Genomic DNA, 14,301 nt, shown 5'->3' with positions numbered 1-14,301 from the left:
GGGGTTACGGTTTGATCCGCCAACCCGTTCGGAAAATCGCCCAGACAGCCGTCAGGCAAATCGCTAGGAACACGCAAATCGCCGCGATGGAAATCCCGACCGGCACATCGGCCACGCCGAAGAACGACCAGCGGAACCCGGAGATCAGATAGAGCACCGGGTTGAAGTAGGTTACCTCGCGCCAGCCCGGCGGCAGCATCGATACCGAGTAGAAGGCCCCGCCAAGGAACACCAGCGGCGTGATCACCAGCAACGGGATCAGCTGAAGCTGTTCGAAGTTCTTTGCCCAGATACCGATAATGAAGCCGAGCAGCGCGAAACTCACGGCCGTCAACAGAAGAAACGCCACCATCCAGAACGGGTGCGCTATCGTCAAATCGACGAAGAGTGTCGAGGTGACCAGGATGATCGCGGCGATCATCAGCGCCTTTGTGGCCGCCGCACCGACGTAGCCGATCACGATCTCGATGAAGGAGAGCGGCGCCGAGAGCAACTCATAGATCGTCCCGATGAATTTCGGGAAGTAGATCCCGAACGACGCGTTGGTGACGGATTGCTGGAGCAGCGTCAGCATTACCAGACCAGGCACGATGAACGCGCCGTAGCCCACCCCCTCCACGGTGTCGATCCGTCCACCGATCGCCGCTCCGAAGACGACGAAGTAGAGAACCGTTGAAATGACCGGGGAGACCAGAGATTGCGCAATGGTCCGGAAGGTTCGGTTCATCTCGAACTGATAGATCGCGTAAATCGCCCGCCAGTTCATGCTACGTCCCGCCGCCCGTCATGCACCAGTTTCAGGAATACATCCTCTAGCGAGCTCTGGTGCGTGGAGAGATCGCGAAGGTTGAGGCCCGCGCCCGCAATGTCGGCCAGCAGGCGCGTCATGCCGGTGCGTTCCGCATGGGAGTCGAAGGCGTAGCTCAAGTGCAAACGGTCCTCGGAGAGGGTGAGGCCATAGGCAGCAAGGCTGGGTGGAATTTCTGCAAGCGGCTCACAAAGCTCCAGTAGCAGTTCCTTTCGGCCAAGCTGATGCAGAAGCTGGGATTTCTGTTCGACCAGCAAAAGGCGACCGTGATCGATAACGCCAATCCGGTCGGCCATCTCCTCGGCCTCTTCGATGTAGTGGGTGGTCAGGATGATCGTCACGCCCTGCCCGCGCAGTTCCCGCACGAGTTGCCACATCTCCTTGCGGAGTGTCACGTCGACACCGGCGGTTGGCTCGTCGAGAAACAGCACACGCGGCTCGTGGCTGAGCGCCTTGGCGATCAGAACGCGGCGCTTCATGCCGCCCGACAATTCCTGATTCCGGCTGTGCCGCTTGTCCCAGAGGGAAAGCGACCGCAGGACCTTTTCGATATGCGCCTCGTCGGTCGGTTTGCCGAACAGCCCACGCGAAAAACGGACCGTGTTGATCACCTTTTCAAAGGGTTCGATGGTGATCTCCTGCGGCACGAGGCCGATAAGGGCGCGGGCGGCGCGAAACGCGTGCTGGATGTCGTGTCCGCCCACGGAAACACTGCCGGAGGTTGGCGTCACCAAACCGCACACAGCGGAGATCAACGTCGTTTTTCCGGCACCGTTCGGGCCGAGCAACGCAAGAATTTCACCGTCTTCGATGTCGAGCGAGACGCCTTTGAGAGCCTCGAACCCGCCGTCGTAGGTTTTTGTCAGGTCTCGGATGGAGATGATCGGTGCCACGATGCGGCCCTCCCTTTCGCGCCCACACTCTCTATCGCGGAACGCAGCCCGCGCCAACGGCGGGTTCTCTGCGCCTGCGCACACTTTGGGAGCGAGTTGCGGCTTGCGTTTCCCAGCGGCCTGCACGCAACAATCACCGCTTGCCGCGTTGCACCTATCGGCGGCCCTCGCGCAGCCACGCCCCGAGCGTCAATCCGATTGCCAGCAATAGAAAGAGCAATGGCGCAACCAGCGGGATCACGGTGACATCCGCAGTGCGATAGGCACCGCGCGGCGTTATTCCGATCCACCCGCGGCCGGACGCGCTGCGCCCTTCGCGAACCTGCCGAATGCCAGGTAAGCCATCTTCGAGACTGAGTACGCCACCACGCCGGAGCGCGACGGGCTCCGACAGGATCTCCGAGGTCGCGATCGTCTGCTCGAACTCGCGCGGCGCGGCCGGTCCTAGCGCTACGACGCCGGATAGCTCGCCCTCCGCCAGTCGATAGAGGCCGGTCGTTTCACCGGTGAAGGCGCCAATGTAGCGCCCCGGGCTTGCCTCGGCCAGCGCAACGGTACGCGTGCTGCCGTCCGGCGCGGTCACTTCAACGGGGTCCGGCGCGTCGCCGAGGGTACGGCGGGTAAGCGTCACGTCGAGCCCTTCGGCCGTTGCAGTGAGCGCCTCCTCCTCCAGTTCCGGTTCCTTCATCATCCAGTGCGCCAGGCGCCGCAGTAACTCGAGCTGCGGTCCCCCACCCTCGTAACCGCGCGACCAGAGCCAGGCGTGATCCGAGGCAAGGAGCGCCACGCGTCCCTCGCCAAAACGGTCGAGGATCAGGAGCGGCCGGTCATCGGGGCCGCTCATGACCACCTCGCCGCGCTCCGGAACAAGGTCGATCAGGCGGAACCAACGTCCCCAGCCTGCCCCGTCCTCGCCTTCCGGCGGCGGTGGCGCCAGCGCCTCCAAGCCTTCGGTCACCGGATGTTTCGCGCCGGTGTCGGTGACCGCCGGCCGGTACCCCTCTTCAATCACCCGCGCTGTCGGGCTGCCGGGAAGAACGTCTGAGAGCGGAGACCGGTAAATGCTCTCTGCTGCCGCGAAATCCGGCCCGGCGGCCACCAGTACCGCACCGCCGCCTTCGACATAGGAGACCACATTGTCGAGATATATCATCGGCAGGATGCCTCGCCGCTTGTAGCGGTCGAAGATGATCAGGTCGAATTCGTCCACCTTCTCGAGGAAGAGCTCGCGCGTGGGAAAGGCGATGAGCGACAGCTCGGTCACGGGAACGCCGTCCTGTTTCTCCGGCGGTCGGAGGATCGTGAAGTGAACGAGGTCCACCGACGAGTCGGACTTCAGCAGGTTTCGCCATGTGCGCTCGCCGGCATGTGGCTCACCGGATACCAGCAGCACGCGCAGACGATCCCGCACCCCATTGATCTGCACAACGGCGGCATTGTTGCGTTCGGTCAACTCGCCCTCGGCTGACTCCACCTCGATCTGTACCACGTTCATTCCGCCGTGCGGCAAGGTCAGCGGCAGTTCCAGATCCTGATTGACTGGTACGTCAAAAAACATTGGTTCGCCGCCATCCACGGATATGGAGATGCGGGCAGGCCCGCTTTCCATCGTCTCCGGCACGGCGCCGGAATCCTCGATCCGGAGCGTGAGGGTGATCTCCTCGTCCACGATGGCAAAAGCCGGCGCGTTGCGCACCAACAGGCGGCGATCCCAATCCGTCGTATGGCCCGTGAGCAGCAGGTGCAGTGGCGCAGGCAGATCCGGCGCCCGTTCCACGTCGTGGATCTGTCCATCGCTGACGAGGATCGCACCGGCGACACGCGACCGTGGCTCTTCCGCCAGCAATTCTGACAGCGCCGTCATGGCCAGCGTGCCCGCGTTGTCGTCCCCATCCCGCACAGTGACCACACGCAACTCCGTGTCGGGCAGTGCCTCCACCGCCTCGGTGACACGCGCCACCGCAGCGTCCGTTTGGTCGCTGCGATCGGAGATCTGCTGGCTCGCCGTCCGGTCCACGACCAGCAAAACGATGTCGGAGAGCGCCGTGCGATCTTCCACCTGCCAGGAGGGGTTGGCGATGGCCACAAGCAATGCCAGAGCGGCAAGCGCGCGGAGCCACCATCCCCTAAGCCCCCGCAATGCCGCGAAGGCTATGAGCAGCGCCGCGACGCCGGCAATGATCCAGACGGCGGCCCACGGCAGCAGCGGATCGAAGAGGATATCCGACGCACCGTTCATTGTCCGAGCCTGTCCAGAAGCGCCGGCACGTGAACCTGGTCGGATTTATAATTGCCGGTCAGCACATGCATGATCAGGTTCACACCGAAACGTAGGGCCAATTCCCGCTGGCGCTCGCCAGCAAAACCACGCCCCACCGGGTAGAGCGGCGCGCCGGACCGGTCCACCGCCCAGGCCGATGCCCAATCGTTGCCGCCGATCACCACGGGTGTGACGCCATCGTTCAGATTCCGGAAGGGCATCCCGTCGGCAAGTTCGGCCTCGGTTGCAACGGCCTCGACCCAGACATCGCGTGAGGAATACCGGCCAGGGAAATCCTGCAACAGGTAAAATGTGCGGGTGAGCACATGGTCCTGCGGAATGGGCTCCAACGGCGGTATATCGAGCGGCGCAGCAAGTTGCTGTAGCTTGCGGCCTGTTGGCGTGGCGGAGCCGAAACCGCCGATATCGGCATCGCGTGTGTCGAACAGGATCAGCCCGCCGGACCTCAGGTAGCGATTGAGCCGGACATAGGCCTCGGCAGATGGCAGAGGCTGGCCTTCGGAGACCGGCCAATAGAGGAAGGGATAGAAGGCCAGTTCGTCGGTCTCCAGATTCACCGCGACGGGGTCGGCAGGCTCAACCGAGGTTCGGCCGAACAGCGTATCGGTGAGGCCACGCAATCCGGCTTCTGCGAGCCTATCGACCGTCGTGTCCCCGGTGATGACATGTGCGAGAACAACCTCCCCCGTGGCCGCGAGCGCGCGGGCATCTGCTGCTGCCTGTGCGGCGCTCTCCTGCGCCTCGACCGGCGGAGCGGACGGCAAAAGCAGCGCGATTGCGACAAGCGCCGCGGTGGTTCCACGCAGGCCACGCAGGCGGCCGGAGAGCCATAGAGACGCGATGAGGTCGAGCGCCAGCAACGCCAACGCCAAGGTCAGTGCCGGGCCAGCAAGCCGGATTTCGCGGGCCATGCTCAGCCCTTCCACCGGGATGCGCGCCGGCCAGCGCGCGGGCAGAAGCACCTCGTCTTCGGCGATCACATTGAGCGCGAGGCTGCGCTCACCGTCTGTATAGAGACCCGGCGGCATGTCAGCGCCGAAACGGCGGGTGGACAGACGCTCACTCTCCACCCCGGGCAGCGCATCGCCATCTTCCAGATCGCCAAAGGCGGTCAACACCCGTTCAGCCGACCAAGTCGTTCCGGCCAGATCCTCCGCCGAGGGGCGTGCCGGTTGGGTAGAGACGGCAAGCCGCTCCAGCATCTGTACGAAGAGCCCTGACAACGGCAAGCTGGACCACTCCGCATTGGCGGTCACATGAAAAAGCACGACCTGTCCCGCGCCGACCGGGCGCCGCGTCACGAGGGGTGTCCCGTCTGCCAGCGCCGCGATGACCCGTGCGCCAAGCTCCGGGTCGGGTTGCGCCATGACCTGGCTTTGCACCGTCACGTCGGCAGGGATTACCAGCCCGAAGAAGGGAGAGCCCTCGGCAAAGCGCCGCAAGGTGCGCGGCTCGCCCCAGCTCATCGCACCGCCAACGCTGCGCCCCCCCTCCCGGAGGCGAACCGGCATCAACGGGTCAAGCTCGCTCCGGCTGACATCTGACGCGGCGAGACGCGGCCCGGCGAAACGCACCAGTAACCCGCCATCCTCGACCCAAGCGGAAAGCGCCTCCGACTCCGCCGGTGCAAGGCGTGCCACGTCCGCAAGCAGGATCGCATCTGGATTGGCCGGCAGGATATCCATGAGGGCGCCATCCAACAGGTCGGCCGTGGGCGCCAGAGCCTGTCGCAGGTAGTGAAGCGGGGAGAGCAACTCAAGCCCCTCGCGATCGTCGCGCGCGGCAATCAAGGCGACCTCGCGGCGCTTCAGGCTGTCGTCGGTCAGTGAAACGGCAGCAGCCGAGCGCAGCCCGGAAATTTGGAACCGAGATATGCGGTTGCGGAGTTCAGGTGGCAGCACAAGGGCCACGTCAGCACCGTCCGCACCGCGGTCAATCGTCATGTCGGCGCTCGCAAGTTCCCGCTCGGTGCCCGCCGGGTCGCGACCGATGGCAGAGATGCGCAGCTCAGCTTCACCAGCTGTGAGCGCCCTGCGAACGTTGAGTGTTACCTCACCATCCTCGTAACGGGCGGGTGCCAACACCTGGATCGGGCGTCCGCCCTCGATGACGCGGACTGCTCCGCGGGCTTCCAGAGCGGCCAGTATCTCAGCACGGGTATCCCGTTCCAGCCCGTCGGAGAGCCAGATCGTCTCGAACGAATCCTGACCCAGCCCGTCGATCCAGGCGGCTTGTTCTTCCGGATCGGGTTCCCACGGATTTGGCGAGAGGCCGGCGACCTGTGTTGCCCAGCGATCTGCCGAACGAAAATCCGGCGGGCCGGCGGGCAAGTCCGTCAGGCTGACGAGTGCCACCGGCCGTCCGGCACGCCCCGCCTCTTCCAGAAGCGCGGCAATCCTGTCCTGTCGGCGCGCCCAGTCGGGCGCATCCGCCCAGGTGCCGTCCACAACGACAAGCATCGGGCCGCGGCCGGTGTGTTCCATTCGCGGATTGAGCACCGGTCCGGCAAAACCGATAATAATCGCCGCCGCCGCCAGCATGCGGATCAGCAGCAGCCACCAGGGCGTCCGGTCCGTCTGCGTTTCGTCGTCGGACAGGCCCAGAAGCAATGCGACGCCGGGGAAGCGACGGCGGATTGGCGCGGGCGGCACGGCGCGCAGCAAAATCCACAGGATCGGCAACGCCAGTAGCCCGAGCAACAGCAGCGGCGCGGTGAATCCTATGGGGCCGAGCATCCACATCAGCGGGACCGCTCCAGCGCCGCATAGAGCCACAGGAGGGCCGGCTGGGCGCTATCGCCGGTGTGATGGCATTCATAGAGCCAGCCAGACACACGCGCGAGGTGATCCAGCCTGTCCTTGCGTTCGGCAAGGCGCGCAAGATAGCGCTCCTTCAGCTCACCGGCCTTCAGGGTTTCGTGTTCCAGCGTCCCACCCATGCTTTCGAAGATCGTCCGCCCGTCGAACGGAAATGTCTCCTCGACCGGGTCGAGGATCTGAAACAGCGTGCCCCGCACGCCGCGGTCGGCGGCCTTGGCCAGTGCGCTTTCCACGCCCGACATATCCCCCATGAAATCCGAAAGGAACACCGCGCGGGCATGCTGCGGCAAACCCGGCGTCTCCGGCGTGCCGTAGTCGTCCGCCGAAAGATCCCCGGTGAGCGCCTCGGCGAGCCGAACAAGCTGGATTTGCCCGCTGCGCGGCGGAGCACCGATGTTGGCCAGCCCGACGCGTTCCCCCGCCCTTACCAGCAGCACTGACAGCGCAAGTGCCAGCAACCGGGCACGGTCAGACTTGGCGGGACGGTTCCGGTCGCCCGAAAACCCCATCGAGCGGGAGCCATCGACCCAGATCACCACGCTCTGCGCCGCCTGCCATTCCTTCTGACGGATGAAGTGGACATCCGATTTGGCCGACCGGCGCCAGTCGATTTCGCGCACTTCGTCGCCCTGAGAAATGGGACGATACTGCCAGAACTCGTCTCCCGTGCCCGCTCTGCGCCGACCATGCGAGCCAAGCAGAACGGTCGAGGCAAGATGCTCGGCCTGCGCCAGTAACGGCGGCAGGGCGGCCGCAAGCCCTTCTGCCCGCGTCCGGAGTTGAGGCCCGGCCTGGCTCACGCGGCCGCCTCGATGCCGCCCACCTGCGCGGCGACGGAATGTATGAGTTGACCCAGGCTTTCTCCTCGCGCGCGAGCCGCAAAGGTCAGCGCCATGCGGTGCAGAAGCACGGGTTCTGCCATCTGCACCACGTCCTCCGGCGAGGGGGCGAGCCGGCCGTCGAGGAGGGCTCGGGCGCGCACGGTAAGCATGAGCGCTTGCGCCGCCCTCGGCCCCGGCCCCCAGCTCACATTCCTGGTGACAGCCTCCGGCACACCGGGTTCGCCGGGCCGGAAGGCGCGGACAAGATCAAGAATGAGCTCCACGACCTTTTCTCCCACCGGCATCCGGCGCAGCACCACCTGGGCGGCCAGCAACTCGTCGGCGGTGAAGACGGCATGGGCCGCATCCTCCTCGATCCCCGTCGTCGCCAGGAGGATATCGTGCTCGGTTTGCCGGTCGGGGTACGGCACGTCGATCTGAACGAGGAATCGGTCGAGCTGCGCCTCGGGAAGCGGATAGGTGCCCTCCTGCTCGATCGGGTTCTGTGTGGCAAGCACGTGGAAAGGCGCACCGAGGGCGCGATGCGCACCGGCAATCGTGACCTCTTTTTCCTGCATCGCCTGCAGGAGCGCCGACTGGGTCCGCGGGCTGGCCCGGTTGATCTCGTCAGCCATGAGCAGCTGGCAGAAGATCGGCCCTTCGATGAAGCGAAAATCCCGCCGGCCACCTTCGCCGGTCTCCAGAACTTCAGACCCCAAGATATCGGCCGGCATGAGGTCCGGCGTGAACTGAATCCGGTTCGTCCCCAGCCCCATGACCGTGCCGAGTGTGTCTACCAACCGTGTCTTGCCAAGGCCGGGAAGGCCGATCAACAGACCGTGGCCGCCGCACAGCAATGCAGACAGTACGAGGTCCACGACGCGTTCCTGGCCGATGAAGCGACGTGTGATGGACCCCTTGGCTTGCGCAAGCTTCTCCCCCAGAGCTTCGATTTCGGCGACGAGTTCGGTAGGATCGGACATGCGTGGGCTTCCTTGGGCGTTAGTCTCGGAACAAGTAAGTCAGATAATAGGGGCGGAACAAATGACAAATCCGGGAAAAGACAAAACCGCCACGTCGCCCTCGCCGGAAAGCCTTGCCGCGGCGGCCGCCAAAGCGGGCAATTCCGGCGCCCTGCCGCCGGTTCACCTCTGGAATCCGCCCTTTTGTGGCGATCTGGACATGGAAATCCGACGCGACGGGACGTGGTTCTACAATGGAACACCGATCGGCAGAGCACCGCTGGTACGACTGTTTTCCACGATTCTCCGGCGTGATGGCGAGGATTACTTCCTCGTAACGCCAGTCGAGAAGGTGGGGATTCGGGTGGAAGACGTGCCTTTCGTTGCCGTCGATAGCGACGCTACCGGGACGGGACAGGCGCAAGCGATCACTTTCACGACCAACGTGGGAGACACCGTCGCCGCCGGCCCTCAGCACCCGATCCGCGTGGAACGAGACGCGGTGACCGGCGAACCATCGCCTTATGTTCTGGTTCGGGCGGCGCTTGAGGCGCGGATCGACCGAAAGACCTTCTACCGGCTGGTGGAGATGGGTGCACACCACGCACACGGCGGTCGCGACTGGTTCGGCCTCTGGTCCCGGGGAGAGTTCTTCCCGTTCATCCCCTCATCGGAATTACCCTGAAGTCCAGGCGTTTGTCCCCCCCCACCACGGCATTGCCTATCGATAGGACGGCGGCCGGTTCTGGAGTGCGGCGGCGACGGTTTCCACCTGGTTTGGCGAACCGATCAGCGCCGCCTGCAACTCCGCTTCAAGCCGCAGGCCCTGCACTAGTGCGTTCTCGTAGATGCGGTCCACCAGCCGCTTTCCCGCTCGGACCGCGTCGGGCGATCGGCTGCACAACGCACGGGCCAGGTTGCGCGCCTCTTCCAGCGGCGCATCGGACAATCGCGTAACGAGGCCCAACGCATGCGCCTCGGCGCCCTGAAGGATCCGGGCTGTCATAATGAGTTCTTTCGCGCGGTCGGCGGATAGCAGGTGCGGCAGGGTTTCGGAGATACCCATGTCTGGAATCAGGCCCCATTTTCCTTCCATGATCGAAAGACGCGCATCGGGGCGCGCAATCCGAAGGTCCGCGCCGAGAGCGATCTGCAATCCGGCGCCGAAGCACACCCCCTCGACCGCCGCGATCACCGGCACCGAAACTTGTGACCATATCGTCGCCGGCAGCTGAAAACGGTTTGCTGCACCACCGTCGGGAGGATTCAACAACTCCGTTTTCAGGGTGTCGGCCTGCCCCTCCATTCCAACGAGCAGATCCGTATCGAGTCCGGCCGAGAAATCGCCACCTGTGCCTGCCAGTATTACGGCACGCAGATGCGCCTCCTTTGCCAGCGCGCGTCCCACGTCCGTCAGGCGGTCAAGCATATCCAGGGTCAGAGCGTTTTTCTTTTTTGGCCGGTCAAACCACACTTCAGCGATCGGACCCTGCGGGTTCTCGACCCGCACCAGTTCCTCCGACATGCGTTTCCTCCTCAAAATTCGGGGGAGAGAACGCCAACTAGCCCAATTGCGTCAAGCATGACGGTGGGTCGCATTATCCAGGGCGCCGCAAGCGTGGCCAATCTGTTGTGACGAAGCGCATCGGTTCTGTTCAGTTTCCAGTTCCAGAACCGTGTGCTCAATTCCGAAGGCCACGCCGAGCCGCTTTTTCAGAGCCGCCTTGACCGCATCGGCATCGGCGGCCTCGGCAAGCACCACGTGAGCCTCCAGCGATACCTCGTGCTCGCCCATCATCCACAGGTGCAGGTGATGGACCTCCTCCACACCGTCGATTGCCTCCATGCATTCCAGCACATCCGCCGCCGGGGCACCCGGCGGGGTGCCCAGCATGAGGACCCGGATCACCGGCCCGAGTTCCCGAGCAGTGTGCCAAAGGATGTACCCGGCGATCAGCAGGGTCGCCAGCGGGTCCACCAGCCGCCAATCATAGAGCAGGATGAGCGTGCCGCTCACAATGACCGCCACCGAACCGAGCGCATCCATCACGTTGTGAAGAAATGCCGCGCGCATATTCGCGCTGTCCTTCGACATGCGAAAGATCAGCAGCGCGGTCACGGTATCCACGACCAGCGCAGCCGCAGCAACGGCGACGACAATCCAGCCCTGCACCTCGGGTGGGTCGAGAAGCCGCGACACGCCTTCGGCCACAAGGTAGAGCGCGATCACGATGAGCGTCGTGTAATTGACGAGCGCGGCCACCACCTCCGCCCGGCCATAGCCGAACGTCATCTCCGCATCTGCCGGACGCCGGGCAATCCGCCGCGCGGCAAAGGCGATAACAAGCGACAGCGCATCGCTGAGATTGTGAATCGCATCGGCGATGAGTGCCAGAGACCCGGAAATCACACCGGCCACGATCTGCACCAGCGTCAGCGCGACATTCACGGCAACGGCCAGAAAGATGCGCTTGTCGCCGCTCTCCGGGGGGATTTGGTGATGATGATGATCGTGTGGCATCGCCGCCTCCACGCAGGTCTCCGTCAAGTCCTGTTTTCAAATAACACCGCGAGACGCAAGAAGGCTTTCGGTGCACCGGCCGGCGTAACCTCCGGGCGCGAAGCACACCGGCCCCAGAGACGCTCGAGCGCCCCTAACTTGGTCGGACTCGTGGATCGGCGACCTCGCAGGCGTTCACCCAATGGCGTCGGTTCGAGCCGTTGGCGTCTCGTCAAGATCAGATCCCAATACGAGACCCCAGATTGGCACGAACAGGAGCAACAGCAAGACGGCGCTCGGAACAGCAAACCCCGGCATTCGGAGTCGCATGGCTGCGAACAGCGACGCAAATGCCAGGCATGCGATAACCAGCATTCCGACCTGATATAGCGTCCATGGCCGCCCTCAATGCGCCTCCGCCCAGTTCGCCCCCTGGCCTGCGTCCACCACGAGCGGCACATCGAGTTTCACCGCAGGTTCGGCAGCGCCTTCCATGACCTCGCGGACGCGGGAAACGGTCTCGTCCACGGCGCCCTCATCCACTTCAAAGATCAATTCGTCGTGGACCTGCAGCAGCATCTTTGCGGGCAGTCCTTCGATGGCATCGTCCATTCGGATCATCGCGCGCCGGATCACGTCGGCCGCAGTGCCCTGGATCGGCGCATTGATCGCCGCCCGCTTGGCAAAGCCCGCTCCGGGCCCCTTGGCGTTGATCTCCGGCGTGTGGATCTTGCGGCCAAAGAGCGTCTGCACGTAGCCCTTGTCCTTCGCGAAGGCCACGGTGTCGTCCATGTAGGCGCGGATGCCGGGGAAACGTTCGAAATAGCGATCGATGAACCCCTGTGCCTCGCTGCGCGGGATACGCAGGTTGCGTGCGAGCCCGAAACCGGAAATGCCATAGATCACACCGAAGTTGATCGCTTTGGCCTGCCGTCGGATCTCCGGCGTCATCTCCTTCATCGGCACGTCGAACATTTCCGACGCCGTCATCGCGTGGATGTCCTGCCCCTCCCGGAACGCCTGTTTCAATGCGTCGATCCCGGCCACGTGGGCGAGGATACGCAACTCGATCTGGGAATAGTCGAGGCTGACCAGAACGTTGCCCGGCTCCGCCACGAAAGCTTCCCGGATACGCCGCCCCTCTTCCGTCCGCACCGGAATGTTCTGCAGGTTCGGGTCGGTCGAGGCGAGCCGCCCGGTGTTGGCGCCGGACTGGATGTAGGAGGTGTGTACCCGCCCGGTCTCGGGGTTGATGTGCTCCTGCAACGCATCAGTATAGGTCGACTTCAGCTTCTGCAGTGCCCGGTAATCCAGCACGCGCGCCGGAAAGTCGTGCTCGGTGGCAAGATCCTCCAGCGCCTGCGCGGGCGTGGACCATTGGCCGGTCTTGGTTTTCTTTCCGCCCTCCAGCCCCATCTTGTCGAACAGGATCGCGCCGACCTGCGCCGGTGACTGGACGTTGAACGTCTCGCCGGCCAGTTCGTGCAACTCCGCTTCCAGCCCCGCCATCTTCTGCGCAAAGGCATTGGACATGCGGCTCAGCGTGTCGCGGTCGACCTTCACCCCGGCCATTTCCATCCGCGCCAGAACCGGCACGAGTGGGCGCTCCAGCGTTTCGTAGACGGTGGTGACCCGCGCCCGATGAAGCTGCGGCTTGAAGACCTCCCACAGGCGCAGCGTGATGTCGGCATCCTCGGCGGCGTATTTTGCAGCCGTCTCGACCTCAACCCGGTCGAAGGTGATCTGGCTCTTGCCCGACCCGATCAATTCCTTGATCGGAATTGGCACGTGGTTCAGGTAGCGCTCTGACAGCGCGTCCATACCATGCCCGTGCAGGCCCGCATGCATGGCGTAGGACATCAGCATCGTGTCGTCGAAGGGCGCTACCGCGACCCCATAGCGGGCGAGGATCTTGGCGTCGTATTTCATGTTCTGCCCGATCTTGAGGACAGCCGGATCCTCGAGCGCGGGCTTCAGCATTTCCAGTGCCGTGTCGAGCGGCATCTGCCCTTCGGCGAGTGCCTCCTCCGCAAAGAGTCCGTCGCCGCTGCCCGCCTTGTGCGCGAGCGGTACATAGGCCGCCTGCCCCGCCTCCACCGACAGGCAGATGCCCACGAGTTCGGCAGTCATCTCGTCGAGCCCCGTGGTCTCGGTGTCTACCGCAACGAAACCACAAGCGTCGATCCGGTCGATCCACGTTTGCAGGGCTTCCGCATCACGGACAATCTCATAGGCGTCGTGGTCGAACGGCTTCGCCTCCGGCGCATCGCCTTCGGCTGCTTCCGGTGCGGGCTCGGCGATGGCGGGCGCCTCCACCCCCATCTGGTCCGCGATGCGCTTGGAAAGTGTACGGAATTCCATCTGGCCGAGGAAGCCCAGCAGCGCATCGGGCTCCGGTTCCCTAACTTCCAAATCATCCAGTGAGAATTCGAGCGGAGTCTCGCAATCGAGCTGAACCAATCGCTTCGACAACTCGATCTGGTCGCGTTTTTCGATCAACGTCTGGCGTCGCTTGGGTTGCTTGATCTCCTCGGCCCGGTCGAGCAGCGTCTCCAGATCGCCAAAGTCGTTGATGAGCTGCGCCGCGGTCTTGATTCCGATGCCCGGCGCTCCCGGCACGTTGTCGACGGAATCCCCGGCAAGCGCTTGCACGTCCACAACACGATCCGGGCCAACACCGAACTTCTCCTCGACCTGCTCGATCCCGATACGGCGGTTTTTCATCGCGTCGAGCATCTCCACGCCGCCGCCGACGAGTTGCATCAGATCCTTGTCGGAGCTGATGATTGTCACCCGTCCGCCAGCCTCCCGCGCCTGACAGGCCAGAGTTGCGATGATGTCGTCGGCCTCGAAGCCCTCGACCTCTTCGCAGGCAATATTGAAGGCACGGGTTGCCTCCCGCGTCAGCGGGAATTGCGGGACAAGATCCTCCGGCGCGGGCGGGCGGTTGGCTTTGTAGAGGTCGTAGATCTCGTTGCGGAAGGATTTGCCGGAATAGTCGAAGATCACGGCCGCATGGGTCGGCGCGTCCGGGCCCGTGTTGGCCTCGACATATTTGTGCAGCATGTTGCAGAAGCCGGCGACCGCGCCCACGGGCAGCCCGTCGGACTTGCGCGTGAGTGGCGGCAAGGCATGGTAAGCCCGAAATATGAAGGCCGACCCGTCGATCAGATGCAGGTGATGTCCCTTGCCGAATGCCATGGCGGCCCCCTTCGTT

General features: G+C 64.0%; 10 protein-coding genes. 1 reads left to right on the top strand and 9 read right to left on the bottom strand.

Annotation, left to right across the window (positions count from 1 at the left end; all coding sequences use genetic code 11):
- Window positions 1–4 precede the first annotated feature (4 nt).
- The 6 genes from ARC39_RS02455 to ARC39_RS02430 form a co-directional block, all read right to left on the bottom strand.
- A complete protein-coding gene (locus ARC39_RS02455; RefSeq protein ID WP_068109460.1) occupies window positions 5–766 on the bottom strand; it encodes an ABC transporter permease in 762 nt (253 codons plus the stop codon).
- Window positions 763–1,701 (bottom strand): ABC transporter ATP-binding protein, encoded by a 939-nt coding sequence (locus ARC39_RS02450; protein ID WP_068109457.1) that lies wholly within the window; start codon window positions 1,699–1,701, stop codon window positions 763–765. Before ARC39_RS02450 ends, ARC39_RS02455 begins: the two co-directional genes overlap by 4 nt.
- 154 nt (window positions 1,702–1,855) lie before the next feature.
- Window positions 1,856–3,940 carry a hypothetical protein gene (locus ARC39_RS02445; RefSeq protein WP_068109454.1) on the bottom strand — a complete coding sequence of 695 codons (2,085 nt, stop codon included), beginning with the start codon at window positions 3,938–3,940 and terminating at the stop codon, window positions 1,856–1,858.
- Window positions 3,937–6,723 (bottom strand): DUF4159 domain-containing protein, encoded by a 2,787-nt coding sequence (locus ARC39_RS02440; protein ID WP_068109452.1) that lies wholly within the window; start codon window positions 6,721–6,723, stop codon window positions 3,937–3,939. Before ARC39_RS02440 ends, ARC39_RS02445 begins: the two co-directional genes overlap by 4 nt.
- Window positions 6,723–7,601 carry a DUF58 domain-containing protein gene (locus ARC39_RS02435; protein WP_068109449.1) on the bottom strand — a complete coding sequence of 293 codons (879 nt, stop codon included), beginning with the start codon at window positions 7,599–7,601 and terminating at the stop codon, window positions 6,723–6,725. Before ARC39_RS02435 ends, ARC39_RS02440 begins: the two co-directional genes overlap by 1 nt.
- Window positions 7,598–8,605 carry an AAA family ATPase gene (locus tag ARC39_RS02430; RefSeq protein WP_068109446.1) on the bottom strand — a complete coding sequence of 336 codons (1,008 nt, stop codon included), beginning with the start codon at window positions 8,603–8,605 and terminating at the stop codon, window positions 7,598–7,600. Before ARC39_RS02430 ends, ARC39_RS02435 begins: the two co-directional genes overlap by 4 nt.
- A gap of 61 nt (window positions 8,606–8,666) precedes the next feature.
- Between ARC39_RS02430 and ARC39_RS02425 the strand changes: the two genes are divergently transcribed.
- On the top strand, window positions 8,667–9,269 hold the full coding sequence (locus tag ARC39_RS02425) for a DUF1285 domain-containing protein (RefSeq protein WP_068109444.1): 603 nt from the start codon (window positions 8,667–8,669) through the stop codon (window positions 9,267–9,269).
- Between the two features lie 36 nt (window positions 9,270–9,305).
- Here ARC39_RS02425 and ARC39_RS02420 read toward each other — a convergent pair whose 3' ends face one another.
- From ARC39_RS02420 to polA, 3 genes are all read right to left on the bottom strand, one after another.
- The gene (locus ARC39_RS02420; protein ID WP_068109439.1) at window positions 9,306–10,109 is read right to left on the bottom strand and encodes a crotonase/enoyl-CoA hydratase family protein; all 804 of its coding nucleotides are present in this window, start codon (window positions 10,107–10,109) and stop codon (window positions 9,306–9,308) included.
- Between the two features lie 51 nt (window positions 10,110–10,160).
- Window positions 10,161–11,105, bottom strand: a complete 945-nt coding sequence (locus ARC39_RS02415) for a cation diffusion facilitator family transporter (protein ID WP_068110095.1) — start codon at window positions 11,103–11,105, stop codon at window positions 10,161–10,163.
- Window positions 11,106–11,489: 384 nt separating this feature from the next.
- On the bottom strand, window positions 11,490–14,285 hold the full coding sequence (polA, locus tag ARC39_RS02405) for a DNA polymerase I (protein ID WP_068109434.1): 2,796 nt from the start codon (window positions 14,283–14,285) through the stop codon (window positions 11,490–11,492).
- Window positions 14,286–14,301: the final 16 nt, after the last annotated feature.

It is taken from the genome of Tropicimonas marinistellae, assembly GCF_001509585.1.
Classification (GTDB): domain Bacteria; phylum Pseudomonadota; class Alphaproteobacteria; order Rhodobacterales; family Rhodobacteraceae; genus Tropicimonas; species Tropicimonas marinistellae.
Note: the sequence above shows the minus strand (reverse complement) of the source record. Positions and strands in the feature narration are given on the sequence as shown.

Bases quoted from the DNA above. Each gene is read 5' to 3' on its own strand.
- ARC39_RS02455 (WP_068109460.1), bottom strand. From the start codon at position 766: ATGAACTGGCGGGCGATTTACGCGATCTATCAGTTCGAGATGAACCGA.
- ARC39_RS02445 (WP_068109454.1), bottom strand. From the start codon at position 3,940: ATGAACGGTGCGTCGGATATCCTCTTCGATCCGCTGCTGCCGTGGGCC.
- ARC39_RS02440 (WP_068109452.1), bottom strand. From the start codon at position 6,723: ATGTGGATGCTCGGCCCCATAGGATTCACCGCGCCGCTGCTGTTGCTC.
- ARC39_RS02430 (WP_068109446.1), bottom strand. From the start codon at position 8,605: ATGTCCGATCCTACCGAACTCGTCGCCGAAATCGAAGCTCTGGGGGAG.
- ARC39_RS02425 (WP_068109444.1), top strand. From the start codon at position 8,667: ATGACAAATCCGGGAAAAGACAAAACCGCCACGTCGCCCTCGCCGGAA.
- ARC39_RS02420 (WP_068109439.1), bottom strand. From the start codon at position 10,109: ATGTCGGAGGAACTGGTGCGGGTCGAGAACCCGCAGGGTCCGATCGCT.
- ARC39_RS02415 (WP_068110095.1), bottom strand. From the start codon at position 11,105: ATGCCACACGATCATCATCATCACCAAATCCCCCCGGAGAGCGGCGAC.
- polA (WP_068109434.1), bottom strand. From the start codon at position 14,285: ATGGCATTCGGCAAGGGACATCACCTGCATCTGATCGACGGGTCGGCC.